Genomic DNA, 26,463 nt, shown 5'->3' on the forward strand with positions numbered 1-26,463 from the left:
CTTGGTCCTCCCTAGGCCTTGCGCGCCGCGGGCGCGTCCACCGTGGCGGCGCGCCGCGCGCGCGGCCGCAGCAGGCGCTCGAGCGCGCCGACGATGCCCCTGGGGAAATACAGCACCGCGCCGATCAGCACCAGCCCGTAGATCACCAGGTCCAGCCCGAGGAAGCGCCCCGCGAAGTAGGTCCGCGCGAGCTCCGAGACCGGATGCAGCACGAACGCGCCGAGCACCGGGCCGATGATGGTGCCCTGCCCGCCGACGATGGCCATCACGGCGGCGTCGATCGACAGGTCCAGGCCCATGTTCCGCTCCGGGTTGATGTAGCGGAAGAACTGCGCGTAGAAGGCGCCGCCCAGGCCGGTCATGAAGGCGCTGATCGCCAGCGCGATGAGCGGATACCGCGTGGTGCTCACGCCCACCGCCTGCGCGGCCGCCTCGTCGCCGCGGATGGCCTTGAGGTAATAGCCCAGGCGCGAGCGCTCCAGCGCCAGCGTGGCCAGCAGCATCGCCACCAGCATGGCCAGGATGATGTAGTAGTACGGCACCTTGCCGTCGAACTGGAATGCCGCCCAGCCGCCGGCCGACGGCGGGATCACCAGCCCCTGCGCGCCCTTGAGCGGGATGCCGAGGAACTCGTCGGTGTTCTCCACCCAGATGCGCACGATCTCGGCGAAGGCGATGGTGGTCAGCGTGAAATACGGCCCCTTGAGCTTGAACGTGGGGTAGCCGATGCACACCGCCAGCAGCGCCGCGGCCAGCCCGCCGGCGCACATGCCGAGCCACGGCGACAGGCCCAGCCCGGTAAACAGCAGCACCGTGACGTAGCCCGCGCTGCCGGCGAACACCGAATGCCCGAGCGAGAGCTGGCCGACGTAGCCGCACACGAAATTCCACGCCGACGCCATGTAGGCGAAGTACAGCACCATGACCAGCGAGTGCAGCACGTAGCTGTCCGTGACGAACAGCGGCAGCACCAGCGCGGCGCACAGCAGCGGCATGCCCAGCACCAGGTTGATATTGGTCCTTGACGACTTCATGCGGTGGCCTCCTTCATTTGCGGCCGAGCAGGCCGTTGGGCCGGACCAGCAGGACGACGATGAACAGGCAGAACGAGAACACCGACGCGGAGGTCGCGGTCACGAACTGCGAAGCGAACGATTCGAAGATGCCCAGCACGAGGCCGCCGAGCAGCGAGCCGGGGATCGAGCCGATGCCGCCCAGCACCACCACCAGGAAGGACTTGATGCCGAAGCCCAGGCCGGTGGACGGCGACACCGACAGGAACGGCACCAGCAGCGCGCCGAACAGCCCGAGGATGCCGGCGCCGATGCCGAAGGTCACGTTGTAGACCCGCCCGACGTTGATGCCCGACAGCGCCGCCGCCTCGCGGTTCTGCGCGGTGGCGCGGATCTTGCGCCCGGTGTCGGTGCAGCGCAGCCAGTAGGCCAGCCCGGCCGACACGGCCACCGCCGCCGCGCACGCGATCAGGCGCGGCACGTTGACCGGCAGCCCGCCGATGTCGACCGAGCCGCTCAGGGTATCGGTGGTCACCGTGCGCACGTCGGGGCCGAAGCTCATCAGGATGGCGTTGTCGATCACCAGGAAGATGCCGGTGGTGAGCAGCAAGGCGCCGAGCGGCTCCACCACCATCGTGGTCTCGCGCCGGAACAGCGGCGCGATGACCACGGCCTGGGTGAAATAGCCGAGCAGGAACAGCACCGGCACCGTCACCAGCGCCGTGGCATACGGATGGATGCCGAACACCGACCAGATCAGGTAACTGAGATACATGGCGAGCATCAGGAAGGAGCCATGCGCGAAATTGATCACCCTCAGCACGCCGAAGATGAGGCTCAGGCCCAGCGCGATGCCCCCGTAGATCCCGCCGAGCAATACGCCGTTGACCACGGCGTAGGCCAGAATGATTGGGTCCATATACCTACCTCGATTGGGCACGGCCGGCCGCGGCCGCCGTGCGGGATGTGACGGTCCGGCAGCCACGCCGGACCGTGCGACTGCGTGCCCGCCTCAGCGCGCCGCCGGCGCCGGCAGCGGCCACACCGGCTTGACGCCGGCCAGCCGGTTCTCCATCGGCCAGATGGTGCGGCGCTCGCCGTTGAGGTTCTGCGAGATCACGCCGTGGGCGTAGGTGTTCTGGCCCTGGTCGTCGAACTTGATGCGCTGGTAGCCCGTCACCAGCGCGGGGCCGCTGGTGATGTCGGTGGCGGCCAGCGCGGCGCGCAGCTTCTCGCGGTCGGCGGAGGCGGCGCGCTCGAGCGCGTCCTTGACGATGTAGACGTTGGACATGCCCTGCGAGCCGTAGGAATTCATGCCGTAGCCGAGCGCCGCCTTGAACCTGGCGTCCGCGGCGACGATGGCCGGGTCCTTGGCCGCGCGCATGATGTCGACCTGGAAGTCATCCTGCACGAACATGTACTCGACGGCCTTGGGCGACACCGCCTTGTAGAAGTTCGGGTCCTCCGAGCCGCCGCCCACCGAATGCACGCCGTAGGGAATGTAGAGGCGGCTCTCCGCGAGCTGGCGCGTGAACAGGATGTGGTCGGGCGTGTAGGCCACCACGATCAGCGCGTCCGGCTTCGCGCTGCGGATCTTCAGCAGCTGCGCCGAGAGATCGGTCTGGTTGGGCGGATACGACTCGTCGAGCGAGATCGCGTAGCCGCGCTCCTTGACCAGCCTCTTGATGTTGGCCGCGTGCGAGCGGCCCCAGTCGGTGCCCTCGTAGAACAGCCCGATGTTCTTCGGCCCCTTGCCGGTTTCCTTCTTGAGCAGGTCGAGCGCGTCGATCTGCTCGCGCGCGTCGTAGATGGCCTTGTTGTTGGGGCGGAACACGTACTTGAAGCCGCGCTCGGTGATCTCGTCCTTGACCGCGCCGGTCACGACCCAGGGTACCTTGTAGCGCTCCGCCACCTCGGTGGCCGGGAAGGTCACGGCGCTGTTGTAGGCGCCCACGATCAGCGGCACGTTCTCGCGCTGGATCAGGCGCTCGGTCTCGGCCACGCCCACGTCGGGCTTGGACTGGCTGTCGGCGAAGATCAGCTTGAGCTTCGCGCCGCCGAGCGAGCGGATGCCGCCGGCCTGGTTGATCTGCTCGGCGGCGATCTCGGCGCCCTGCTTGGTCTGGTTGCCGATGGTGGCGGCGCCCCCGGACAGGGGCAGCACGAAGCCGATCGGGATTTCCTTGACCTGGGCCGCGGCGGCGCCGCACGCCAATGCGGCGCCGAGGCCGGCGGCGAGCAGGACCGCCCGCCGGGTTCTTGATATGAGGTTGTACATTGACTGTCTCCTGTGTCGAACCGTTTTGTCTTTGCGACTTGTTATGAAATAGCTCCCTGCACCACTGCCTGCGCCGGCGCGGCGCGGCCGGGACCATGCCCGTCCGCGCCGCGCCGGTGTCCTGCTATGCCGCCATGACCTCGCGCGCCAGCTGCTCGATGCCGTCCGCGTCGAGCTTGTAGTGCGCGTACAGATGCGTCGGCGGCGCGATCAGGCTGTACTCGTCGAGGATGCCGTGGCGCACCAGCCGCACCCCGGCGCCGACGTCGGCCAGCACCTCGGCCACGGCGCCGCCCAGGCCGCCCAGCACGTTGTGTTCCTCCACCGTCATCAGCACGCGCGAGCGCGCCGCGGCGCGCAGCACGGCGTCGCGGTCGAGCGGCTTGACCGTGGCCATGTCGATCATCCCCACCGAATGGCCGGCGGCGGCGAGCCGCTTCGCCGCCTCGCGCGCGGGATGCACGCACGAGCCGGTGGCGATCAGCGTCAGCTCCTCGCCCTGCTGGTGCTCGATGGCCTTGCCGAACTCGAACGGCACGCCCTCTTCGTAGACGTCCGGCTCGCGCCCGCGGCCGATGCGGAAATAGATCGGCTGCGCGTGGCCGGCCGAGGCCTTGACCGCGGCGCGCAGCTGCGGGCCGTCGGCCGGCGCCACCACGGTGAGGTCGGCGATCGAGCGCATGATGGCGAGATCCTCGGTGGCGTGGTGCGAGGTGCCGTAGAAACCCAGCGAGATGCCCGCGTGGTGGCCCACCAGCCGCACCGGCAGGCCGCAGTAGGCCACGTCCATGCGGATCTGCTCGCAGCACAGCAGCGCCAGGAACGAGGCGAAGGTGGCGACGAACGGCGTGTAGCCCACGGTGGCCATGCCGGCCGCCGCCGTCACCATGTTCTGCTCGGAGATGCCGAACTGGATGTAGCGCTCGGGAAAGCGCTGGGCGAAGCGCGCCAGGCCGTTGGAGTACTGCAGGTCGGCCGAGCCGGCGAGCACCGGCGCGCCGGCCTCGACCAGGTCGATCAGACCGTTGGACAGGTAGCTCAGGCCCGGCGTGATGGCGTTCAGGCCCCGGTATTGCCAGGAGTCCTTGGAAAGTGGCTGGTTCATGCTATCGGTTCCGTTTGTCCTGTTGGTCCTGCTGGTCCTGTTGGCCCTGCCGTGCGTCCCTGGCGAGGATTTCCTCGGCCGCGCGCCGCGCGTCTTCGGGCGCGAGGTAGCCCAGGTGCCAGCCGGGCTCGGTCTCCATGTAGGACACGCCCTTGCCCTTGACCGTCTTCGCGATCACGCAGGCCGGCGTGGCGCGCGCGTCGTCGGCGCGCAGCCGGCGCAGCAAGGCGGTCAGCGCGGCCACGTCGTGGCCGTCCACCACGTGGACTTCCCAGCCGAACGCACGCCACTTGGCGTCGAGCGGCTCGATGCCCATCACTTCGTCCACCGCGCCGTCGAGCTGGAAGCCGTTGCGGTCGACGATGGCGACGAGGCGGTTGGCGCGATGGTGCGCGGCGGACATCGCCGCCTCCCACACCTGCCCTTCCTGCATCTCGCCGTCGCCGAGCATCACGAAGGTGGTGAAGTCCAGCCCCGCGTGCCGGCCGGCCAGCGTCATGCCCAGCCCGGCCGAGAGCGCGTGCCCGATCGAGCCGGAGCTGAAGTCGATGCCCGGCACCTTGCGCATGTCGGGGTGGTCGCCGAGCGGGCTGCCCAGGCGGGTGTAGTCGTCGAGCCAGGACTTGGGGAAGAAGTCGAGATCGGCGAGGATCGGGAACAGGCCCACCGCGGCGTGGCCCTTGCCCATCAGGAAGCGGTCGCGCTGCGGCCAGGCGGGCTCGCCGCGGCGCAGCTTCATCACGTCGTAGTACAGCGCGGCGAAGGTCTCGGCCGCCGAGAACACCGAGGTGTAGTGCCCGGTCTTGGCGATCTCGATCAGCCGGATGGTCTCCAGGCGCACGAAGGTGGCGCGCTCCTTGAGCCGCGCGACCTGCTCCGCGCTCGGCGCGAACGCGCCGTCGGCGGCCACGGGCGGCGCCGACACGATGGCTTGGCTCATCGGACGCCTCCGTTTTCGATTGATGCACGATATATCATGCATTTTTTCAGGGGACAGGGGAAATGCATTGCTTACGCTCCTCTCAGTTACCGCCCGGACACGCTGGCGCCGGGCTCCGGATAGTCTGCTGCGCCGCCGGCGGCGCCATCGCGCCCGGCCGGCCTGACGTGTAATCCGCCTGGCGGCTTAATGTGGGGCCCGCACCGCGCGCGCATCCACCTGCCGCATCGCATCGGCGATCGCGGCGGCGTCCAGCGCGCGCGGGAAGTTCTTCATGTGCGGGGCCGCCAGCGACAGTGTGGCGGCCGCCTCCAGTTCCTCGCGCGAGGCATCGGTGAGGCCCAGGTCCGCCAGCCGCAGCGGCAGGCCGATGCGGCGGTACAGCGCCTCGATCTCGGCGCGCGCGCCGTCCTGGCGCCGCTCCAGCTCCAGCTGGACCAGCAGGCCGTAAGCCACCTGCAGGCCGTGGGGCGCGCGCTGCGCGTGGCGCAGCGCGGACAGCCCGCGCGTGAGCGCGTGCGCGATCGACAGGCCGCCGCTTTCGAAGCCCAGGCCGGACATCAGGATGGTGGCCTCCACCACCCGCTCGAAGGCGGCATCCGGCACGCCCGAGCCGGCCACCGCCAGCGCGGCCTGCGCATCGGCCATCAGCACGCGGTGGCACTCGCGCGCCAGCGCCCCCGCCGACAGCAGCGGCCGGGTGCCGAACATGTTGGCGCCGTCGGGCGCGGCCGCGCATTGCGCCGCTTCGAAGGATTTGGAGATGGCGTCGCCGATGCCCGCCAGCAGCATGGCCGCGGGCGCCTGCGCGATCAGCGCGGTGTCGGCGATGACGCAGGCCGGGCTGTAGGGCAGGTGCCGGACCGCGAGCAGCCGGTGATGGGCGTCGTAGAGCACGTAGTTCTTGCTGGTCGGCGCATCGTTAGAGGCCACCGTCGGCACCGTGATGACCGGCGCCTGGTAATGGTCCGCCAGCGCCTTGCCGGCGTCGATGCTGCGCCCGCCGCCGGCGGCGACGATCACCGCCGGCGCGCCGGCGCCCAGCTCGCCGACGAGGCGCGCCACCAGCTCCGGCGTCAGGCCCTCGTCGAAGCTCAGCCGGCGCAGCGCCACCCCGGCGTCCGCGCACAACTGCCCGACGCGCGCGCCGATCATTTCCATCACCATCCGGTCCGCGACCAGCACCGCGTCGCGGCCGAGCCGGGCCACATGCCCGCCCAGCGCGTCCAGCGCCCCCGCGCCCTGGACATAGCGTCCGGGCGAGCCAAATACCGCTTGCACGTTGTCTCCTCCTTGGATTGCGCCGGCCTGGCGGATGCCGGCCCGCTGCGGGTTTCGGGGCGCGCGGGCCGCCGTTCCGGTGGCCCGCCGCCCTTCCCAATACATGATATAGGATATATGCTACATCATTATCGGTGGCTGGCAAGAAGCTTTTTTCGCCGCGGCCCGCCCCGCAACCCTTCGCTTGTTCTTCCGATTCTTCCTGGAGCCCTGACCGATGCCGGAAACCAATCCCCCCGCCACGAGCCCCGCGGTCAGCCCCATCGACGGCCGCACGCGGGTCGTCGTCATCCTCGCCTACCCCGCGCATCACGTGCGCACGCCGGCCTTCTTCAACGCGCGCGCCGCGGCGCTGGGGCGCAACGCGGTGCTGGTGCCGTGGCAGGTCTCGCCGGCGCAGCTGCCCGGCGCGCTGGCGGGCCTGCGCGCGGTGGAGAACCTCGCCGGCGTGATCGTCACCGTGCCGCACAAGCAGGAAGTGGCGCGGCTGTGCGACGAACTCGAAGGCGTGGCGGCCGACCTCGGCGTGTGCAACGTGGCGCGCCGCACGCCCGACGGGCGCTTCGTCGGCAGGGTGTTCGACGGCGTGGGTTTCGTGGCGGGCCTGCGCGCGCAGGGCATCGACCCGGCCGGCAAGCGGACCCTGCTGCTGGGCGCGGGCGGCGCGGCCACCGCGGTGGCGGCGGCGCTGCTCGATGCCGGCGTGGCGCAGCTGGCCATCGTCAACCGCTCGCGCGGCAAGGCCGACGCGCTCGCCGCGCAGTTGAAGGCGAAGCGGCCCGGCGCCGCCGTGGCCTCCGCCGCGGGTCCGGCCGGCGACTGGGACCTGATCGTCAACGGCACCTCGCTCGGCCTCAAGCCCGACGACCCGCTGCCGCTCGACCCCGCCCTGCTGCGGCCCGAGACCATCGTCGCGGAAGTCATCATGCAGCCGGCGCAGACCCCGCTGCTGCTCGCGGCCAAGGCGCGCGGCTGCCGCATCCATCTCGGCGAGCACATGGTGACGGCGCAGATCGACCTGCTGGCGGACTACCTGCTGGGCACGCCGCCCGCCGGCGCCGGCAGCCCCGCCTGAGCGGAAAAATAGCGCTGCATATCATATATGATGTGTCCTTGAACATTCCTTACCGAGGCAGGTTGTCATGAAAGAACTCGTGCGCGTGGAGAAGAGCAATCTGTCGTCACGCGTCTACGACCAGATCCGCTCCGCATTGATGAGCGGCAAGTACGTGCCGGGCGAGCGCTTGCGCGTGGCGGAACTGGCCCAGTCGATGGGGACCAGCACCACCCCCGTGCGCGAGGCGATCTTCCGGCTGGTGAGCGAGCAGGCGCTGGAAATGACCGCGGCGACCTCCATCACCGTGCCCGAGCTCGACCCCGGCACGGTCTCCGAGATCCAGCTGATGCGCACGCTGCTCGAAGGCGCCGCCGCCGAGGCCGCCGCGCTGCGCATCACGCCGCAGGAGATCGCGCGGCTGCGCAGGACGCACGAGGCCTTCATCAAGGCGGTGTCGGCCAGCCCGCGCGAGGCGGCGGGGCTGAACCGCAAGTTCCATTTCGAATTGCTCGCCGCGTCCCACCTGCCCAACCTGTTCGCGGTGGTGGAAAGCATGTGGGTGCGCATGGGGCCGCTGCTGCATATCTTCCACACGGAGCTGCAGGCCAGCCGCGAAAGCCTGGAAGAGCACCCGCACTACCGCGTGCTCGACGGCCTCGCCCGCAAGGACCCGAAGACGGTATCGGCGGCGATCGGCGACGACATCCAGTGGGGCAAGACGGTACTGCTCGACTGGATGGCGTCGCGGGAAGAAGAATCGGTCTGACACGGCCGGGCCGGCCATGCGCGGCGGCATCGCGCCGCGTCAGCCAGGCAGCACAGGAAGCAGAACAGGAGCAAGACATGCCGATCGCCGGGATGAACCACTTCACCGTCCTGACCGACGCCCTCGAAGACAGCGTCGCTTTCTATCGCGAGGTGCTGGGCTTCGAGACCGGCCCGCGCCCGCCGTTCTCGTTCCCGGGCGCGTGGCTGTACGCCGGTGGCGCGCCCATCGTGCACCTCGTCGCCACCGATGCGCTGCCGGCGCCCGCGGCCGGCGTGCTGGACCACATGGCCTTCACCGCCACCGGCCTGGAGCAATACACGGGCGACCTGCGCCGCCGCGGCATTCCGTTCACGCTCGGGCGGCAGGCGGGCTCCGGCCTGTGGCAGTTGTTCCTGCACGATCCCAACGGCGCCAGGATCGAGCTCGATTTCGATGCGAGGGAGCCGCAGCCGGGCGGCTTTTAGCTGCCCGGCTTGCGCGGCACGCGATTTACCGCGAGACAAGGTTTGCTCCCCGCTCCCACTTCGCGGGAGCGGGGAGCAAGACAGCGTGACGGGCAGCACGCGCCGGCCGAAGCCCGCGTGGCTCAGGCCTGCTGCTGGTGCTCGCGGAACTTGGCCAGCGCGATGGCCAGCGCGGCGCTGCCGATGGTCTTCACCAGCGTGGGATGCTCGGCGTAGAAGCCGGCGATCTGGTCGACCACACCCGGATGCGCCTGCTCGGCGTGGGCGGCGATCTCCTGCACCTGCGCCGGCGTCAGTTGGCTGGCCTGCTCGGGCGTGACCTGCGTGGCGCCGGGCGCCATCACCTTGCCCAGCACGCCGCCGGCCGCGCCGGACAGCACGGCCGGGCCCAGCAGGGCCAGCATCTGGTTGAGCATGCCGGCCTGCTGCGCGCCGTTCGACTGGCCGAACAGCTCGCCCACCATGTTGCCGAAGGCCGGCGTCTGGTCCGAGCGGAACGCGCCGGCCAGCAGTTCACCGAGCGCGCCCGGCGGCGCGTTCTGGGCGATGTGGTCGACCTGTTGCTCGGGGTTGCCGCCGAGGGCGGCGGCTGCGTTCTGCAGGATGTCCATCAGGCTCATGATCGGATCCGGTTCTTGGGTTGTCGGTATGGCTTGGAAGGAATGCGGCGCGGGCTGGCTTCAGCCCTTGCGCGCGATCAGGTGATAGCCGAGCAGCAGGATCACCGCGCCGACCACCGCGCCGATGAAGCCGGCGGACTGGCCCGGGCGATACCAGTGCAGGAGCTGCCCGAGGAAGGTGGCGGCGAGCGCGCCGGCAATGCCGAGCGCGGCGGTCAGGAAAAAGCCGCTGGGGCCGCTGCCGGGAGTGATGGCGCGCGCCACGAGGCCGGCCACGAAGCCGATGAGAATCGTCCAGATCAGGTGCATGAGGTCAGGGGGCTGGATGAAGAATGCGCCCCGCGGCGGGGCGCATTCCGGAACGCCGCATTACTGCGCGGCGGGCTTGGCCGGCGTGGCGGCCTTGGTATGCTTGGTGCCGTGCGCCTTGCTCTTGTGCGCGCTCTTTTCGACCTTGACCGGCTCCTTGGTCGCCTCGGCGGCGGGTGCCTGCGCGTAGGCGCCGGCGGCGAAGAGCGCGAGGGTCACGATGGCGAGAACCTTTTTCATTGCAATCTCCAGGTAGGCGCGCGGCTTGCGCGTTGCCTGTAAAAACGGCCCGCCGGTTTGCGGTGTTGACAGCCGGCCGGCGCGTCCGTGTAACAGTTCGTATCCGGCACTTTTCCCGGGCGCGCCGGCCGGCGCGCGGCACGCATGGAGACTAGCGCATGGCAGCCGCACGCGGCATGCCCCTGACAATCGTTTGCAATCGCGCTGCGGCATAATGCCCGGCGCGCGGGAAGAAAAGGAAACAGGGAGACGGGCAGGCGTCCGGGCCCGCGCCGGCACGGCAACAAGACAAAAATAAGCCAGAAACAAGACAAGAACAAGAACACCGACAGGACGACAACCCTCATATGCGCGCTACCGCCGCCGGCAAGGCCGGCCTCGACTGGACCACCCTCGGCCTGCTGACCTTCCCGCCCCTGAGCTGGGCCGGCAACGCCATCGTCGGCCACTACGCCGCCGGCGCCATCCCGCCGGTCACGCTGAACTTCGCGCGCTGGGCGCTGGCCGGCCTGCTGCTGGCCCCGGCCGTGTGGCGCGACGTGCGGCTGCATGCCGCCGCGCTGAAGCGGCACGCCGGCGTGATCGCCGCGATGGGCATGCTGTCGGTATCGGTCTACAACGCGATGCAGTACCTCGCGCTGACCACCTCGTCGCCGATCAACGTGACGCTGATCGGGGCCTCGGCGCCGATCTTCCTGCTCATCATCGGCGCGCTGTTCTTCCACGAGCGGGTGCGCGGCTGGCACGTGGCGGGCGCCCTGCTCTGCCTGGCCGGCGTGGGCGTGGTGCTGCTGCGCGGCGACCCCGCGCGGCTCGCGCAGCTCGATTTCGTGCCGGGCGACCTGTTCATGCTGGCCGCCACCGTCACCTGGAGCGCCTACACCTGGCTGCTGCGCAAGCGCCGCCCCGACCTGCCGCTGGCGGTGCTGCTGTTCGGCCAGATCGTGGCCGGCGTGCTCGCCAGCGCGCCGTTCGCGGCGTGGGAACTGGCGGCAGCGCACGCGCCGCTGCACCTGGACGCCAAGGTGGCCGCCATCCTGCTGTACGTGGCCACGGTGCCGTCGCTGCTCGGCTACTTCGCCTGGGACCGCGCCATCGCGCGCGCCGGCGCGCAGTTGCCGGTGTTCTTCTTCACGCTCACGCCGGTGTTCGCCGCGCTGATGTCGAGCGCGCTGCTCGGCGACTGGCCGCGCTGGTTCCACGCGGCGGGGCTGGCGGCCATCGTCGGCGGCATCTGGCTGGCCAACCGGCGGTGATTGTGTCTCGGGGATGCGGGCGTGCGGGGATGCTCGCCGTGCGTTGGTGCCTGGCGTCTGCGCGGCGTGATGGTCTTCGCTGTTGCGGGCGCCGGCAACAAGAAAAACGGCGCCCTCGCGGGCGCCGTTGTCTTTCACTTCCCGCCGGTCAGCCGACGAGGTTGCGCAACGCTTCCCCCGCCTGCCAGCGCCGCAGGTTGTCCATGAAGATCCCCGCCACGCGCGCGGCGTTGCCGTCGGAGAAGCCCGCGCTGTGCGGCGTGGCGATGACATTGGGCATGGTCCACAGCGGCGAGTCCGCCGGCAGCGGCTCGTGCGCGAACACGTCCAGGTAGGCGCCGGCGAGGCGGCCGGACCGCAGCGCCGCGATCAGCGCGGCTTCGTCCACCACTTCGCCGCGCGCGACGTTGACGAGCCGGGCGCCATCCGGCAGCAGCGCCAGCGCGGCGGCGTCCACCAGCCCCTGCGTCTGCGGCGTGAGCGGGCAGGCCAGCAGCAGCCAGTCGGTGCGCGGCAGCACGCCGCGCACGCCCTCGAATGCGACCGTCTCGTAGTCCGGCCCGGCGGAGGCGGCGCTCTGCCGCACCACCACCACGTGCATGCCCAGCGTGTGCAGCAGCTTGCCCAGCAGTTGCCCGATCGGGCCCCAGCCGACGATGGTCGCGGTCTGCCCGGCGATGTCGCGCGGCAGGCCGGAGCCGATCAGCGGCGCCCAGCGGCGCTCGCCCTGCGCCGCCAGCATCTGCGGGAAGTGCCGCGCCAGCGCCAGCAGCCCGGCCAGCGCGGTCTGCGCCACCACGCCGGCATTGGCGCCGGACGAGGTGGTCACCTGCACGCCGCGCGCGCGCAGCTCGCCGAACACGGCGCGGTCGGCGCCGGCCGAATGGGTGTGGGTCCAGCGCAGCGAGGGGCTGGCCAGCATGGCGTCGTAGAAGCGCCGCGTGGCGGGCAGGATCTCGTGCTTGGTGGACAGCCCGGTGACGTCGCGCGAGACGAAGGCAATGTCGGCGTCCAGCGTGGCGTCCGGCCCGCCATGCGGGCCGTCGCCGGCCGGCAGCGCCACCGGCACGAAGTGGCCGCCGAGCGCGGCGCCGATGTCCGCGCCGTACTGCCGCAGAGCTTGTTCCGACATCAGGATGCGCGGGCCTTGCCCGCCGGATGGATGGTTCATTGCAACCTACATAGCGTTAGTCGATGGAAGCGCCGGAATCATGGACCACGACCTTCCACTTGGTGTATTCCTTGCGGGTGAACTGCCCGAACTGCTCGGGCGAGCCACCCACCGGGTCCGCCCCTTCGCGCACCATCTGCGCCTGCAGCGACGGCAGGGCTTCGTTGACCGCCTGGTTCAGCTTGTCGATGACCGCCCTGGGCGTGCCCTTGGGCGCGAACACGCCGAACCACGATCCGGCCTCGAAACCGGGGAAGCCCTTCTCCGCCACCGTCGGCACGTCGGGCAGCGACTTCGAACGGTGCGCGCTGCTCACCGCCAGCGCCCGCAGCTTGCCGGCCTTGATATGGGCAATGACCGAGGGGATGGTGGCAAACATGAACTGTACCCTGCCGGACAGCAGGTCGTTGAGCGCGTCGGCCCCTTTGTAGGGGATATGCGTGGCTTCGGTGCCGACGCGCTGCGTCAGCATGAAGCTGGAGAGCTGCGACGAGGTGCCCACGCCGGTGGAGCTGTAGTTGAGCTTGCCCGGGTTGGCCTTGGCGTAGGCGATGAATTCCTCGAAGCTCCTGGCCGGCAGCGAGGGGTGCACCACCAGCACGTTGGGCACGTCGGCGATCTGCACCACCGGCACGAGGTCGGTGAGCGGATCGTAGTTGAGCTTCTTGTAGAGCGTCTGGTTGATGGAGATCGGCCCGACCGAATCGACCAGCAGCGTGTAGCCGTCGGCCGGCGAGCGCACCACGGCCTCGGTGCCGATGTTGCCGCCGGCGCCGGGCCGGTTGTCCACCACGAAGGACTGCTTGAAGCGCTGCGCCAGCGACTGGGCGACGCTGCGCGCGAGGATGTCGGTGGTGCCGCCGGCGGTGAACGCCACCACCATGCGCACCGGCTTGGTCGGATAGTCGGCGCCGGCCGGCTGGGCGTGGGCGGCGCCGGCCAGCGCGCAGGCAAGCACGGCGAGCGGCGCGCATGCGCGCGCGAGGCGCAACGGCAGCGAGGGCGAGGGCGAGGGGGCGAAACGAGGCATGTCGGGTCTCCGATGGGCGGCCGGGCCGGGACGCGCCCGCGTCCGCCATGTTCTTGTTCGTGACCGGCGCCGGCCTGGGCTGGCGGCGCCGGGTGATGAGCGCTACGCGCCGGGCAGCCGTCAGGCAGGCGCGCCGTCGAATCCGTAGAGCCGCGCCGGGTTGCTCACCAGCACGCGCTCGCGCGCCGCGGCGTCGGGCAGCCAGCGCGCCAGCAGGTTGAACAGCGTGCCGTCGTCTGGCACCTGCCCGGCTTCGAAGTAGTTGATGTGCGGCCAGTCGGAACCCCACACCACGCGCTCCGGGTTGGCGGCGAGCAGCGCGGTGGCGAACGGATCGACATCGCCATAGGGCGCGCCCGCGGCGCTCAGGCGGTCGGCGCCGGAGATCTTGGTCCATGCCGCGCCTTCGGCCAGCAGCGCGCACAGCGCCTGGAAGCCGGGATCGCCCACGCCGCGCGCGGTGGACATGCGGCCCATGTGATCGATCACCAGCGGCACGCCGAGCGCGCGCAGGCGCGGGGCGAGCGCCGGCAGGTCGGGCGCGTGGATCCAGATCTGCGCGTGCCAGCCGCGCTCGGCCAGCCGCGGCGCGAGCGCTTCGAGCACCTCCAGCCCCACGCCGTTGCGGTACACCGCGTGGCCGTCGACCTGGTACAGGTTGATGCGCACGCCGCGCATGCCGGCCGCGTGCCAGCGGTCCAGCTCGGCGTCGCTGGTGTCGGGCGCCGGCACCGCGATGCCGCGCAGCCGCTCGGGGTAGAGCCGCAGGGCCTCCAGCACGCTGCCGTTGTCGGTGCCGCAGGCGCTGGCCGTGACCAGCACGCCGCGCGTCAGCCCGAGCTGGTCGAGATGGGCGATGAAGTCGGCGGCGGGATGTTCGGCCGGGGTGTAGCTGCGCTCGGCGGCGAGCGGAAAGCGCTGGTAGGGGCCGAACACGTGGGCATGGCTGTCGCAGGCGCCGGGCGGCGCGCGGAAGGCCGGCTCGGCGTGGTTGGCAAGCGGTGGCAGGCAGGGTCTGGTCATGGCGGGGACGGCTTCTCTGTCGTGTTGATCGATGTGCGGCGGGTGCGTGCTGCGCGTCATTCCGCCTTGAGCCGGCCGGATGCCGCCAGTTGCTGCGCGCGCGCATCCTCGCGCTGCAGCGTCTGCAGCAGTTCCTGCGGCGACGAACTCTGGGCCACGCTGCCGACGTTCAGCAGGCGGCTCTTGACGCTCGGCTCGGCCAGCGCCTTGCGCAGCGCCGCGTTGAGCGTCTCGATGGTGGCGGCCGGCGTGCCCGCGGGGGCCAGCAGGCCGGTGGCGGTGGTCGCCTCGAAACCGGGCAGGCCGGATTCGCGCAGGGTCGGCACCTTCGGCAGGGTGGCATCGCGCTCGCGCGACATCACCGCCAGCACACGCAGCGCGCCGGACTGGATATGGGGCGCGGAGCTGGTGAGCTGGTCGACCACCATGTCGATCTGCCCGCCCATCAGGTCCATCAGCGCGGGCGCCGAGCCCTTGTAGGGCACGGTGTTGAGCTTGATGCCGGCGGCCTGCTCCAGCTGCAGCGCGGCCACATGGTTGGTGGTGCCGGGCCCGGCGTGGCCGGCGGTGACCTTGCCGGGATTGGCGCGCGCATGGGCCAGCAGCGCGCCCACGTCGGCGAAGCGCTTGTCGCCGCCCTTGACCACGATCACCAGCGTGGTGGTGGAGACCAGCCCGACCGGCTGGAAGCTGGCCAGGCTGAACGCGGTGCGCGTCATGCGCGGCAGCACCACGATGGCGTTGGGCGTGGTCACCAGCAGCGTGCTGCCGTCGGCCTCCGCGCGCGACACCGCGGACGCGCCCAGCACGCCGCCGGCGCCGGGCCGGTTGTCGACGATGACGTTGCGCCCGAGCGACTGCTCCAGCGCCGGCGCCAGCGCGCGGGCCACCACGTCGAGATTGCCGCCGGGGGCGAACGGCACCACCAGCGTCACCGGCTTGTTGGGCATCGCCTGCGCGCGGGTGGCGGCGATCCAGGGCGCGGCGCCAAGCGCCAGCGCCTGGGCCAGCATGCGTCGTCTGTTCATCTTGTCTGTCTCCGTTTCCGTTTTCTGCTCTTGTCTTCACGCGCTGCCGCTGGGGGGACAGCGGTCACGGCCGGGGGGCGGCCGTGTTCAGTCGCGGAAGCTCGGGTCGAGGCGGTCGAGCTTGCGCAGCAGCGCCGGCCACTCCATCACGCCATAAGGCCGGCGGGTGCCGGGCTGGTAGTTGTTCCAGGTTTCCTGCAGCACGTCGGCGCCGACCTCGCGCAGCGGCGTGTTGCACGACATCGCGCCGATCTGCGCGCGGCAGGCCAGCTCCAGCCGGTGCATCCAGTTGAAGGCCTCGCCCACGGAGTTGCCCACGGTCAGCGCGCCGTGGTTGCGCAGGATCATGGCCTCGCCGGTGCCGAGGTCGGCGATCAGCGACGCCTGCTCGGCGGTGTCCAGCACCACGCCCTGGTACTCGTGATAGCCGATCTTGAGAAAGCGCATGGCGGTCTGCGTGAGCGGCAGCAGCCCGCAGTCGAGCGACGACACCGCCATCGAGGCCCAGCTATGCGTGTGGATCACGCAGGCCACCTCGGGGCGCGCCTCGTGCACGGCGCTGTGGATCACGTAGCCGGCCTTGTTGATGCCGTAGTTGAGCGAGCCGAAGTCCGGCTTGGCGAGGATGGTGCCGGCATGGTCCACCTTGATCAGGCTGGAGGCCGTGATTTCCTCGTACATCATGCCGTAGGCGTTGATGAGGAAGGCGCCCTCCTCGCCCGGCACGCGCACCGAGATGTGATTGGCCATCATGTCGGCCATGCCGTACAGCTCCACCAGCCGGTAGCAGGCGGCCAGGTCTACGCGCGCCTGCCATTCGGCTTCGCTGCACTGGTCTCGCATCGACGAAATGGTGAGCACGCCGGGCTTGTTCATGGGGATCTCCTTGTGGATACGGTATTCGTTTCAGTCGGGGTTCGGGGGCGACTTCAGTCCGAGCCGAGCGCGAGATTGCTCGGCCGGCGTTTTTCGATATTCCATTTCAGCAGCGCGGCGCTGCGGTAGATGCCGTGCGCGAACTTGCCGTAGGGCAGCGTCAGGAACAGCGCCATCACCACGCCCAGGTGCAGGGCCAGCAGCAGCGCCATCGCGCCGGTGTCGCGCCAGGCCAGCAGCGCCAGGCCGGTGGCGCTGGTGAGGAACAGCAGCGCGATGAAGCCGCGGTCCATCGGTTTCTGCGCGGCGTCGCCGGTGTTCGGGTCGCGCGCCAGGTTGAGCCGCAGCAGCCCCGCCGTGCCGATCAGCAGGCCGATGCCGCCGGCCGTGCCGAGCAGCACCGGCAGGCTGGTCAGCGCATACGGCGCGTGCAGGTCCAGCAGGTAATGATAGAGCGTGGCCACCGCCGTGGCGGCGAAGCACAGCATGAAGCCGTAGAACGTGAAATGGTGGAAGCGGCGGCGCCACAGGGTGAAGGCATCGTCGGCGTTGTTGCAGCCCTCGCCGTGGCCGCCATCGAGGTAGCGCAGCCGCAGCGCGTCGTGCGCGGCGCCGCCGATGGCCGCACCGCGCGCCTCGCCGGCCAGCTCGCCCGGCGTCACGCGGCGCCAGAAGCGCGTCACGCCCACGCCCAGCGCCACGATGGCGAGGCCGAACACCAGCCCGAACATGGCCGCCAGCAGGTTGTGCGGGAAGATGGCGTAGAAGTTGCCGGCCAGCGGCGCGTGCAGCAGGCTGCCGCGCGCGGCCAGCACCATCACCAGGAACAGCGCCAGGCCGCCGGCCAGCGCCAGCGCGGTGGCCAGCCCGGCGCGGCGGTACAGCCCGCCGAAGGCGGCCGGCCAGGCGTAGTCCGAGTAGGTCTGCACGCGCACCTTGGCCATCGCCTGCGGCACGTTGACGCCGAACTCGTGCGGCGGCGCGTACTGGCAGGCGTGGTAGCAGGCGCCGCAGTTATGGCACAGGTTGGCCAGGTAGTGGATGTCGGCCTTGCCGAACTCGAGCCGGCGCGTCATGGCCGGGAACACGGCGCAGAAGCCTTCGCAGTAGCGGCAGGCGTTGCAGATCTGCATGATGCGGCCGACCTCGGCCTCGTCGCCGGTGAGCGGCAGCGCGCCCTCGGCCAGCGCCGCCGCTTCGCGCGTCAGCGCTTCAAGATGTTGCATGCTGGTCTTCCTGGATGTCGTTGCGCAGGCCCCGCGCGGCGGCGGCGGCCCGGGTGCCGGCAATGCGGCCGAAGGCGGTGCCGATGGCCATGCCCACGCCCGCCGTGTAGCCCTTGCCCAGCACGTTGCCGGCCATCATCTCGCCGGCCACGAACAGGTTGTCGCTGGGCTTGCCGCCGAAGTGCACGGCGGCGTGCTCGTTTACCTTCAGGCCGAGATAGGTGAAGGTGATGCCCGGGCGCAGCGCGTAGCCGTAGAACGGCGCGGTGTCGAGCGGGCGCGCCCAGTGGGTCTTGGCCGGGGAGATGCCCTCGGTGTGGCAGTCGTCGAGCACGGTGTGGTCGAACTTGCCCACGCGGCAGGCCGCGTTGTACGCCTCGATGGTGCGCACGAAGGTGGCTTCGTCCAGCCCGAGCAGGCGCGCCAGTTCCGGCAGCGTGTCGGCGCGCACGCCGGGGAACACCGGCGGCATGAAGCGGCCCACGGCCTTGGCGTCGATGATGGAGTAGCCGATCTGCCCGGGCTGCTGGGCCACCAGCCGGCCCCAGATGGCGTAGCGCTTGGGCCAGAAGTCCTCGCCCTCGTCGTAGAAGCGCTCGGCGTTGCGGTTGAGCATGACGCCCAGCGAGACGCAGTCCACGCGCGTGCAGATGCCGCCGTCGTACAGCGGCGCGCGCGCGTCGATGGCCACGCAGTGCGACTGCGACGGGTCGCCGATGGCGTCCGCGCCCGACTCGATCATGTGCTTGAGCAGCACGCCCATGTTGAAGCGCGTGCCGCGGATCAGGAAATTGTCGGCCGGCCATTCGCCGTCGGCGTTCTGGCCCCAGGCTTCGCGCAGCCATTCGCGGTTGGACTCGAAGCCGCCGGCGGCCAGCACGCAGCTGCGCGCCTCGATGCGCTCGCTACCGATGCGCGCGGCCACGAAGCGGTCGCCGTCCATCTCGATGGCGTCCACCGGCGCGTTGTAGCGCACCTGCACGCCGAGCGCCTCGGCGCTGCGGAAATAGGCGTTGACCAGGGCCTTGCCGCCGCCCATGAAGAAGGCGTTGGTGCGCGCCACGTGCAGCGCGCCCGACAGCGGCGGCTGGAAGTGCACGCCGTGCTTGCGCATCCAGTCGCGGCAGGTGGAGGACGCGCGGATGGTCAGGCGGGCCAGGTACTCGTTGGTGATGCCGCCAGTGACCTTGAGCAGGTCCTGCCAGTATTCTTCCTCGGGATAGGCCTCGATCAGCACATCCTGCGGCGCGTCGTGCATGCAGCGCAGGTTGCGGGTGTGCTGGGAGTTGCCGCCGCGCCACTCGCGCGGCGCCGCTTCGAGCAGCAGCACGCTGGCGCCGGCTTCGCGCGCCATCAGGGCGGCGCACAGGGCGGCGTTGCCGCCACCGATGACCAGGACGTCGATCATGGCCGCGCGCCTCCGGCGGCACGGCGGGAAGCCGACGGGAGGGGCTTCCGGGTTGGTGTAATCAGGAACACAATGCGGTCTTCTCGTGGGGTAGCCCGCACTGTACCGGCGGCGCGCCCGCCTGCTAAGGCCGGTGGCGGCATGGGGGCATCACGATTCGTGATACCCCTCGGGGGCCGCCCGCCCTGTCGGGATCCGCCGAAATGCGCCGAATGCGCCGAACCCCGCCCTCAGCCCTCCGGCCCCAGCAGCCGCGCGCCGCGCCAGGCGCCCGAGCGCACCAGCTCGCGCGCGCAGTCGGCCAGCACCACGCGCAGCGCCAGCGCGGCCGGGGACAGCTCGTCGTCGGACAGGCTGCACAGCACGTTCTGGCGCCGCACCTTGGGGTCGGCGATCTCGGCCAGGTGGAAGCGCTCGGTGGCGTCGGCATAGCGCCCCACCGCCGCCCACGGCTGCAGCGTGCCGCCGAAGCCCAGGTCCACCGCGTCCATCAGCATGGCCAGCGAATCCACTTCCTGCACCACCTGCGGCACGATCTTGGCGCGCGCGAAAGCGGCGTCCAGCGTGCTGCGCAGCCCGTGCAGGCCGGTCGGCATGATGAGCGGCACGTCCTGCAGCTGCGCCATGCGCAGCCGCGTGGGCAGGCCGGCCTCGGCGCCGGCCGGCAGGGCCTTGCGCGAGCGGATCAGGAACAGGGTTTCTTCCAGCAGCGGCATCACGCTCCAGCGGCGCGCCACGTGGGTATCGAACAGCACGGCGAGGTCGAGCTGGCGCGCGTTGAGCATGGCGCCGAGGTGGCCCGACAGGCTCTCCACCATGTGCAAGCGCACGTCGGGATAGCGCTCGCGCATGGCGCGCATCAGCGGCACGCCGACCATCGACGCGGTGGTCGGCGCCAGGCCCACGCTGACCGTGCCGGACAGGCGCGCGTGATGGGCCGCGCGCTTGGCCTGCTCGGCGTGGCGCAGCGCGAGCTGGGCCTCGCGGAAGAAGGCCAGGCCGGCCTCGGTCGGCGTGACGCCGCGCGTGGTCCGGCGCAGCAGGCGGGTGGACAGCTCGCTTTCCAGCCGGCTGATCTGCTGGCTCATGGCCGACTGCACCATGTCCAGGTCGAGCGCGGCGCGGCTCATGCTGCCGAGTTCGACCACCCGCACGAAGTATTGAAGCTGGCGCAGTTCCATCTGGCTCCCCCGAGGCCCGGAAAATCGTCTGCGTTGCTTATACCAGAATCGGGGACGCCGCCCGCCGCGCGGGCGGGCGGCGCCTGGACCATGCGGGGCTCAGGCCTCGTCGAAGCCGCTGTACCAGTCCACCGCCTGGTCCGAATAGACCAGCCCCTTCGCGGCCAGCGCCTCGCGCATCTTGTACATGTCCAGGCCCAGCACGCCGGCGGCCAGCGTGGCGCGCTTGGCCAGCTCGCTGGCTTCGCGCGCGGCGGCGAGCCGGGCGGTCGCCGCGGCCTGCGGGCGCGGCACCACCACCACGCCGTCGTCGTCGGCCACGATCACGTCGCCGGGACGCACGTGGGCGCCGGCGCAGACCACCGGCACGTTGACCGCGCCCACCGTTTCCTTGACCGCGCCCTGCGCCGAGACCGCGCGCGACCACACCGGGAAGTTCATGGCGTTGAGCGTGGCCACGTCGCGCACGCCGCCGTCGATGACCAGCCCGCGCGCGCCGCGCGCCTTGAGCGAGGTGGCCAGCAGGTCGCCGAACAGGCCGTCGGTGCAGTCGCTGACCAGCGCCACCACCAGCACGTCGCCGGGCTGCACCATCTCCACGGCGACGTGGATCATCCAGTTGTCGCCGGGATGCATCAGCACCGTCACGGCGCTGCCGGCGATCGCCGCGCCGGACTGGACCGGCCGCAGATAGGGCTTCATCAGCCCGGTGCGGCGCTGCGCCTCGTGCGCGGTGGCCACGCCGGCGCTGCCGAGCGCGTCGATGTCGGCCATGTCGGCGCGCAGGATATGGCGATAGGCGATGGTCTTCATGCCAGGGTCTCCGAGACTTGCGGGAACACGCGCGCGTATCCCTCGCCGTATTTGACCTTGCGGTCCGAGTTGCGCGTGGCCTGCGCGCCGCGCTGCAGCGCCACGCGGGTGTAGTACTCCCACAGGTGTTCCTGCGCCGCCATCGTGGCGAAGGCGCGCTGCTTCTTCTCCCATACGGAGGAAATGTCGAGCAGCACGTCGGGCTTCCAGTTGCATTGCTCGGGCTGGTGCGGCTCGAACAGGAACACCGGCGGCGCGCCGATCACCGGCACCTCGGGCTTGTAGCCGTGCGCCTGGGCGATCACGCGCGCTTCCTGCGCCACGTGGGTGGCCAGCGGGTGGTCGAAGTTGTAGATGTCCTCGCGCGAGTGGCTCATGACCAGCTCGGGGCGCAGCTCGCGGTAGATGTCCGCCAGGCGCAGCAGCGCTGCGTCGCTCACGCGCAGCGGGTAGTCGCCGAGGTCGAAGCACGTCAGGGTGGCGCCGAGGATGTCGGCGGCCTGCTGCGCTTCCTCGCGCCGCGCGGCCTTGACGCGCTCAAGCGTCATGCCGGGCTGGCGCCACATCTTGGCGGATTCGCCGCGCTCGCCGAAGGACAGGCAGACGATGTTGACGTGGTAGCCGCGCTCGGCGTACAGCGCGATGGCGCCGCCGGCGCGCCAGACGAAGTCGGCGGCGTGCGCGCTGACCACCAGGATGGCGGGGCGGCGGGCCTGGGCTTGGGTGTCGGAGAGGGGCGTGGACATGGGTGTTTCCCGTTGAATCGTGTTGCTTGCGCCGGGCGCGGCGGACCGCGCCCGGGGCGTGGTCAGTCGGCCGTGATGCCCGCCTTGCGGATCACGCCGTTCCAGGTCGTGGTCTCGCTGCGCACGAACTGGCCGAAGGCTTCGGGCGTGCCGGGCAGGATGGTCACGCCCAGTTGCGCGAGCTGCTTGCGCACGTCGGCGTCGGCCAGCGCGGTGTTGGCCGCGGCGTTGAGTTCATGCACGATGGCCGCCGGCGTCCTGGCCGGCGCCACCAGCCCCCACCACACCGAGGCGGTGAAGCCCGGCAGGCCCTCTTCGCGCGAGGTCGGCACGTCCGGCAGCAGCGGCGTGCGCTGGTCGCTCGCCACCGCGATGGCGCGCAGCGTGCCGGCGCGGATATGCGTGATGACTTCGAGCGGGTTGATCGGCATGAAGGAGATGCGCTCGCCGAGCAGGTCGGTGATGGCCGGCGCGCCGCCCTTGTAGGGCACGTGCAGCACGTCGATGCGGGCCGCTTCCTTGAACAGCTCGCCGGCGAGATGGCCGGAGCTGCCGTTGCCGGCCGAGGCGTAGCTGAGCTTGCCGGGCTGGGACCTGGCCTGGGCCACCAGGCCCTTGAGCGAGGTGATGCCGGACTTGGCCGGCACCACCAGCACCAGCGAGGCCTGCCCGATGCGCGCCACCGGCGTGAAGTCGCGCGCCGGGTCGAACGGCAGCTTGGCGAACAGCGCGGCGTTGGTGGCCAGGCTGTTGGAGGCCATCATGATGGTGTAGCCGTCCGGCTGGGCCTTGGCCACCATGTCCAGACCGATGTTGGTGCTGGCGCCGGGGCGGTTGTCGACGATGACCGGCTGCTTGAGCAGCACGCTCATCTTCTGGCCGACCGAGCGCGCGACGATGTCCACCGCGCCGCCCGCCGCGTAGGGCACCACCAGCCGGATGGGCCTGGCGGGATAGGTTTCGGCGGCGGCGGCACTGGTGGCGACGGCGCCCAGCGACAGCGCGGTGGCCAGCAAGCCGGCGAGGTAGGATCGACGCAGCATTCTTGTCTCCTGTGGGTCGGTTGAAATCGTTTGCACGCATTCTGGGCACCCGTTGTGATAGTGTCCAATACGTTTTCAAGCCGCTTGTTATTCCGGGGCGATATAACCAACCCACCTATGGACTTCCGTCAACTCCGCTATTTCGTCGCCGTGGCCGAAGCGCTGAGCTTCAGCGAGGCCGCGCGCAAGCTGCACATCAGCCAGCCGCCGCTGAGCACCCAGATCAAGGCGCTGGAGGACGAGCTGGGCAGCCCCCTGCTCGACCGCTCGCGCCACCACGTGGCGCTCACGCCCGCCGGCACGCTGTTCCTGGACAAGGCGCGCGCGGCGCTGGGCAACCTGGAGCAGGCGCGCGAGGTGGTCAAGCAGGTGGCCGCCGGCGAGGCCGGCGAGATCCGCGTGGCCTTCACCGCTTCCGTGCCGATGCAGGACGCCTTCCCGCGCGCGGTGCAGCGCTTCCGCCTCGGCCATCCGCGCGCCACGCTGGAGCTGGTGCACATGTCCACCGGGCAGCAGTTGCAGGGGCTGGAGAAGGGCGAGATCGACATCGGCTTCCTGCGTCCGTCGCCGCAGTTCTACCCGCCGCCCAGCATCACCGTGCACGAGGTGCTGGCGGACCGGCTGGTCGCCGTGCTGCCCGCCGCGCACGCGGCGGCGCAGCCGCAGGCGGCGAACGAGGCGGCGGACGAGGCGGCCGGGCTGGACCTCGGCACGCTGTCCGCCCAGCCCTTCCTGCTGTTTCCGCGCGGGCTGGGCTGCGGGCTGTTCGACCACGTGACTACGCTGTGCAACCGCGCCGGCTTCGCGCCGCGCATCGCGCAGGAGGCGCGCGAGGCCACCACCATCATCGGCCTGGTGGCCAGCGGCGCCGGGGTCTCGGTGCTGCCGGAGATCTACGCGCGCACCGGCATCCCGGGCGTGGCGTACCGCGCGCTGGCCGGCCCGGACGCGGGCAGCCGGGTGCTGGTGGCGCACCGCGCGGGCGCGCTGTCGCCGATCATGCGCCGGTTCCTGGCATTCTTCGACGTGGGCGCCTGACCCCGGCGCGCGCCGGGCGCTGCCACGATCCTGTCAACGATGTGGCATAGAATACACATGGCGCGTCCGCGCGCGATCCCATCCATCTCGCAACGCCTGTAAGGCAGGAGACCCCCTCGCATGACTGTATTCCAAGGGACCGGCGCCCTTTTCACCCTCATCGCCATCTTCGGCGTCATCAACTACCGCTTCATCAAGCTGCCCGACACGCTGGGCATCACCGCCGTCGGGCTGGTGACTTGCCTGAGCGTCTCCGTGCTCGGCTTCAATCATCCCGAAATGGTCGCCCAGGCCCGCAAGCTGGTGGCCCAGATCGATTTCTCCGACGTGGTCTTCCACGGCCTGCTCAGCCTGCTGCTGTTCGCCGGCGCGCTCCACGTCGACCTCTCGCGCATGCGCCGCCAGCGCCGCGCGGTGCTGCTGCTGGCCACCGTGGGCGTGGTGATCTCCACCGCCGCCGTGGGCGCCGGCTTCTATTACGTGGCGCAGTGGCTCGGCCACCCCATCAGCCTGCTGTGGTGCCTGGTGTTCGGCGCCCTGATCTCCCCCACCGACCCGATCGCCGTGCTGAGCGTGCTCAAGAGCGCGGGCGCGCCGGAAAGCCTGGAAACCAAGATCGCCGGCGAGTCGCTGTTCAACGACGGCACCGCGGTGGTGGCCTTCCTCACGCTGGTGGGCCTGGCCACCGGCGCCACCGAATTCTCCGCCGCGCACGTGGCCACGGCGCTGGTGCGCGAAGTGCTGGGCGCGCTGGTGCTGGGCGCGGCGCTCGGCTACGGCGCCTCGCTGCTGCTGCGCGGCATCGAGAGCTATCCGGTGGAGATCCTCATCACGCTGGCGCTGGCCACCGGCGGCTACAGCCTGGCCGAGCTGGTGCACGTGTCCGCGCCGCTGGCGGTGGTCATCATGGGGCTGGTGATCGGCAACCACGGCGCCGCCACCTCGATGTCCGAGAAGACGCGCGAGCACCTGTTCAACTTCTGGGGCCTGTTCGACGAGCTGCTCAACCTGGTGCTGTTCGGCCTGATCGGGCTGGAGATCATCGCGTTGTCGCTGCACCTGCATATCGTCTGGCTGGGGCTGGCGGCGATTCCCGTGGTGCTGATCGCGCGCGCCATCAGCGTGGCGATTCCGCTGCTGGCGCTGCAGAACTTCCGCCGGCTCAACCCGCACTCGGCCACCATCATGACCTGGGGCGGGCTGCGCGGCGGCATCTCGATCGCGCTGGCGCTGTCGCTGCCGGAGTTCCACGGGCGCGAGATGCTGATCGGCGTGACCTACCTGGTGGTGGTGTTCAGCCTGCTGATCCAGGCCACCACGCTGGGCAAGCTGGTCAAGCACCTGAATGCGCGCAACGGGTTGAATGCGCCGCGGTAGCGGGGGAATGCGGGGTCGGGCGGGGCGCGGCGGCTTTGCTTCGTAGCGCCGCCGGCCCTCTCCCCCGTCCCGTCTCCCGCAAGCGGGAGAGGGGAGAAAACCCCGTTGATATTCGGGGCGTCGGGCGGCTTACTGCCGGCCCTGGTAGATCTTGTCGAACTCGCCGCCGTCGGCGAAGTGCCGGCTTTGCGCCTGCGCCCAGCTGCCGAACACGTCATTGACCGTAAACAACGTGATCGGGCGGAACTGCGCCGCGTGCGCCTTGAGCACCGCCGGCGCGCGCGGCCGGTAGAACTGGCTGGCGATCACCTCCTGGCCGGCGTCGGACCACAGGTACTGCAGGTAGGCCGTGGCCACCTTGCGCGTGCCGCGCTTGTCCACCACCTTGTCGACCACCGCCACCGGCGCCTCGGCGATGATCGACTGGCTCGGGTAGACCACCTCGAAGCTGTCGCCGAGTTCCTTGCGGATCTGGTGCACCTCGCTCTCGAAGGTGGCCAGCACGTCGCCGAGCTGGCGCTGCGTGAAGCTGGTGGTGGCGCCGCGCCCGCCGGTGTCGAGCACCGGCACGTTGCGGAACAGCCGCGTCACCGCCTCGCGCGCCTGCGCTTCGCCGCCGCCCTTGCGGATCGCCGCGCCCCACGCCGCGAGGTAGGTATAGCGGCCGTTGCCCGAGGTCTTGGGATTGGGCACGATCACCTGCACGCCGGCGCGGCCGAGGTCGTCCCAGTCGAGGATGCGCTTGGGATTGCCCTTGCGCACCAGGAACACGATGGTGGAGTAGTACGGCGCGGCGTTGTCGGGCAGGCGCTTCTTCCAGTCCGGCGCCACCACGCCGCGCTGCACCAGGATGTCGATGTCGGTCTCCTGGTTCATCGTCACCACGTCCGCGTCCAGCCCGTCCGCCACCGAGCGCGCCTGCTTGCTTGAGCCGCCGTGCGACTGGTTGACCACCACGGTCTCGCCGGTGGCCTGTTTCCAGCTGGCGATGAAGCCGGGGTTGATGTCGCGGTACAGCTCGCGGGTGACGTCGTAGCCGGCGTTGAGAATGGCCGTGTCGGCCTGCGCTGCAAGCGGGGAAAGCGCGGCGGCCGCCAGCAGGCTGGCGGCGAGAAGGCGAGGCAGGATCGTTGGCATGGCGGGCGGACGAGTGGAAGGATCCACCATTCTC

At 70.6% G+C, this 26,463-nt stretch carries 27 protein-coding genes; 6 read left to right on the forward strand and 21 right to left on the reverse strand.

Features of this window, described 5'->3' with window-relative positions; genetic code table 11:
* Positions 1–11 precede the first annotated feature (11 nt).
* The 6 genes from ACWTPI_RS29350 to ACWTPI_RS29375 all read right to left on the reverse strand — a co-directional run bounded on the left by ACWTPI_RS29350 (position 12) and on the right by ACWTPI_RS29375 (position 6,617).
* Positions 12–1,034, reverse strand: coding sequence for a branched-chain amino acid ABC transporter permease (locus tag ACWTPI_RS29350; RefSeq protein ID WP_454733503.1), 1,023 nt, complete (start codon positions 1,032–1,034; stop codon positions 12–14).
* A gap of 13 nt (positions 1,035–1,047) precedes the next feature.
* Positions 1,048–1,932 carry a branched-chain amino acid ABC transporter permease gene (locus ACWTPI_RS29355; RefSeq protein WP_020203493.1) on the reverse strand — a complete coding sequence of 295 codons (885 nt, stop codon included), beginning with the start codon at positions 1,930–1,932 and terminating at the stop codon, positions 1,048–1,050.
* A 93-nt stretch (positions 1,933–2,025) separates the two neighbouring features.
* Complete coding sequence (locus ACWTPI_RS29360; protein ID WP_454733504.1) at positions 2,026–3,291, reverse strand: ABC transporter substrate-binding protein; 1,266 nt, start codon at positions 3,289–3,291, stop codon at positions 2,026–2,028.
* A gap of 124 nt (positions 3,292–3,415) precedes the next feature.
* A complete protein-coding gene (locus ACWTPI_RS29365) occupies positions 3,416–4,396 on the reverse strand; it encodes a transketolase family protein (RefSeq protein WP_454733505.1) in 981 nt (326 codons plus the stop codon).
* A gap of 1 nt (position 4,397) precedes the next feature.
* Positions 4,398–5,336, reverse strand: coding sequence for a transketolase (locus ACWTPI_RS29370; protein ID WP_454733506.1), 939 nt, complete (start codon positions 5,334–5,336; stop codon positions 4,398–4,400).
* Between the two features lie 186 nt (positions 5,337–5,522).
* A complete protein-coding gene (locus tag ACWTPI_RS29375) occupies positions 5,523–6,617 on the reverse strand; it encodes a glycerol dehydrogenase (RefSeq protein ID WP_454733507.1) in 1,095 nt (364 codons plus the stop codon).
* Between the two features lie 217 nt (positions 6,618–6,834).
* Between ACWTPI_RS29375 and ACWTPI_RS29380 the strand changes: the two genes are divergently transcribed.
* From ACWTPI_RS29380 to ACWTPI_RS29390, 3 genes are all read left to right on the forward strand, one after another.
* Entirely contained in the window at positions 6,835–7,692 is an 858-nt protein-coding gene (locus tag ACWTPI_RS29380) for a shikimate dehydrogenase family protein (protein ID WP_454733508.1), read from the forward strand.
* Between the two features lie 67 nt (positions 7,693–7,759).
* A complete protein-coding gene (locus ACWTPI_RS29385) occupies positions 7,760–8,440 on the forward strand; it encodes a GntR family transcriptional regulator (RefSeq protein WP_020203269.1) in 681 nt (226 codons plus the stop codon).
* Between the two features lie 77 nt (positions 8,441–8,517).
* On the forward strand, positions 8,518–8,907 hold the full coding sequence (locus tag ACWTPI_RS29390; RefSeq protein ID WP_059411429.1) for a VOC family protein: 390 nt from the start codon (positions 8,518–8,520) through the stop codon (positions 8,905–8,907).
* 122 nt (positions 8,908–9,029) lie between these two features.
* Here the strand turns inward: ACWTPI_RS29390 and ACWTPI_RS29395 are convergent, their stop codons facing one another.
* The 3 genes from ACWTPI_RS29395 to ACWTPI_RS29405 are packed head-to-tail and all read right to left on the reverse strand — an operon-like array spanning position 9,030 to position 10,076.
* On the reverse strand, positions 9,030–9,527 hold the full coding sequence (locus tag ACWTPI_RS29395; protein ID WP_020203267.1) for a hypothetical protein: 498 nt from the start codon (positions 9,525–9,527) through the stop codon (positions 9,030–9,032).
* Between the two features lie 60 nt (positions 9,528–9,587).
* Positions 9,588–9,836 carry a GlsB/YeaQ/YmgE family stress response membrane protein gene (locus tag ACWTPI_RS29400; RefSeq protein ID WP_059411428.1) on the reverse strand — a complete coding sequence of 83 codons (249 nt, stop codon included), beginning with the start codon at positions 9,834–9,836 and terminating at the stop codon, positions 9,588–9,590.
* A 60-nt stretch (positions 9,837–9,896) separates the two neighbouring features.
* Complete coding sequence (locus tag ACWTPI_RS29405; protein ID WP_020203265.1) at positions 9,897–10,076, reverse strand: hypothetical protein; 180 nt, start codon at positions 10,074–10,076, stop codon at positions 9,897–9,899.
* 347 nt (positions 10,077–10,423) lie between these two features.
* Here ACWTPI_RS29405 and ACWTPI_RS29410 point away from each other — a divergent pair, with 347 nt between their 5' ends.
* Complete coding sequence (locus ACWTPI_RS29410; protein WP_020203264.1) at positions 10,424–11,332, forward strand: DMT family transporter; 909 nt, start codon at positions 10,424–10,426, stop codon at positions 11,330–11,332.
* A 148-nt stretch (positions 11,333–11,480) separates the two neighbouring features.
* On the opposite strand, the gene ACWTPI_RS29415 is transcribed toward ACWTPI_RS29410, so the two are convergent.
* From ACWTPI_RS29415 to ACWTPI_RS29465, 11 genes are all read right to left on the reverse strand, one after another.
* The gene (locus ACWTPI_RS29415; RefSeq protein WP_020203263.1) at positions 11,481–12,503 is read right to left on the reverse strand and encodes a D-2-hydroxyacid dehydrogenase; all 1,023 of its coding nucleotides are present in this window, start codon (positions 12,501–12,503) and stop codon (positions 11,481–11,483) included.
* A 16-nt stretch (positions 12,504–12,519) separates the two neighbouring features.
* The gene (locus ACWTPI_RS29420) at positions 12,520–13,533 is read right to left on the reverse strand and encodes a Bug family tripartite tricarboxylate transporter substrate binding protein (protein ID WP_059411425.1); all 1,014 of its coding nucleotides are present in this window, start codon (positions 13,531–13,533) and stop codon (positions 12,520–12,522) included.
* A gap of 120 nt (positions 13,534–13,653) precedes the next feature.
* Positions 13,654–14,556: an amidohydrolase family protein gene (locus tag ACWTPI_RS29425; RefSeq protein WP_029043674.1), complete on the reverse strand. Its 903-nt coding sequence runs from the start codon at positions 14,554–14,556 to the stop codon at positions 13,654–13,656.
* Positions 14,557–14,612: 56 nt separating this feature from the next.
* Entirely contained in the window at positions 14,613–15,584 is a 972-nt protein-coding gene (locus tag ACWTPI_RS29430; protein ID WP_029043673.1) for a tripartite tricarboxylate transporter substrate binding protein, read from the reverse strand.
* A gap of 87 nt (positions 15,585–15,671) precedes the next feature.
* Positions 15,672–16,460 (reverse strand): class II aldolase/adducin family protein, encoded by a 789-nt coding sequence (locus tag ACWTPI_RS29435; protein ID WP_454733509.1) that lies wholly within the window; start codon positions 16,458–16,460, stop codon positions 15,672–15,674.
* A 53-nt stretch (positions 16,461–16,513) separates the two neighbouring features.
* Positions 16,514–17,686, reverse strand: coding sequence for a tricarballylate utilization 4Fe-4S protein TcuB (gene tcuB / locus ACWTPI_RS29440; RefSeq protein WP_059411424.1), 1,173 nt, complete (start codon positions 17,684–17,686; stop codon positions 16,514–16,516).
* The gene (gene tcuA, locus ACWTPI_RS29445; protein ID WP_454733510.1) at positions 17,673–19,094 is read right to left on the reverse strand and encodes an FAD-dependent tricarballylate dehydrogenase TcuA; all 1,422 of its coding nucleotides are present in this window, start codon (positions 19,092–19,094) and stop codon (positions 17,673–17,675) included. The genes tcuB and tcuA overlap by 14 nt, the downstream gene beginning before the upstream one ends.
* Positions 19,095–19,324: 230 nt before the next feature.
* A complete protein-coding gene (locus ACWTPI_RS29450; RefSeq protein ID WP_020203256.1) occupies positions 19,325–20,275 on the reverse strand; it encodes a LysR family transcriptional regulator in 951 nt (316 codons plus the stop codon).
* Positions 20,276–20,374: 99 nt separating this feature from the next.
* The gene (locus ACWTPI_RS29455; protein WP_454733511.1) at positions 20,375–21,088 is read right to left on the reverse strand and encodes a 4-carboxy-4-hydroxy-2-oxoadipate aldolase/oxaloacetate decarboxylase; all 714 of its coding nucleotides are present in this window, start codon (positions 21,086–21,088) and stop codon (positions 20,375–20,377) included.
* A complete protein-coding gene (locus ACWTPI_RS29460; RefSeq protein ID WP_020203254.1) occupies positions 21,085–21,834 on the reverse strand; it encodes a PIG-L deacetylase family protein in 750 nt (249 codons plus the stop codon). The genes ACWTPI_RS29455 and ACWTPI_RS29460 overlap by 4 nt, the downstream gene beginning before the upstream one ends.
* Before the next feature lie 62 nt (positions 21,835–21,896).
* Positions 21,897–22,877 carry a tripartite tricarboxylate transporter substrate binding protein gene (locus ACWTPI_RS29465; protein ID WP_029043672.1) on the reverse strand — a complete coding sequence of 327 codons (981 nt, stop codon included), beginning with the start codon at positions 22,875–22,877 and terminating at the stop codon, positions 21,897–21,899.
* Between the two features lie 117 nt (positions 22,878–22,994).
* Here ACWTPI_RS29465 and ACWTPI_RS29470 point away from each other — a divergent pair, with 117 nt between their 5' ends.
* Entirely contained in the window at positions 22,995–23,915 is a 921-nt protein-coding gene (locus ACWTPI_RS29470) for a LysR family transcriptional regulator (protein ID WP_454733512.1), read from the forward strand.
* A 120-nt stretch (positions 23,916–24,035) separates the two neighbouring features.
* Positions 24,036–25,292, forward strand: a complete 1,257-nt coding sequence (locus tag ACWTPI_RS29475; protein ID WP_059411421.1) for a cation:proton antiporter — start codon at positions 24,036–24,038, stop codon at positions 25,290–25,292.
* A gap of 129 nt (positions 25,293–25,421) precedes the next feature.
* Here the strand turns inward: ACWTPI_RS29475 and ACWTPI_RS29480 are convergent, their stop codons facing one another.
* The gene (locus ACWTPI_RS29480) at positions 25,422–26,429 is read right to left on the reverse strand and encodes a sulfate ABC transporter substrate-binding protein (RefSeq protein WP_020203250.1); all 1,008 of its coding nucleotides are present in this window, start codon (positions 26,427–26,429) and stop codon (positions 25,422–25,424) included.
* Between the last annotated feature and the right edge of the window lie 34 nt (positions 26,430–26,463).

It is taken from the genome of Cupriavidus ulmosensis (assembly GCF_977008105.1).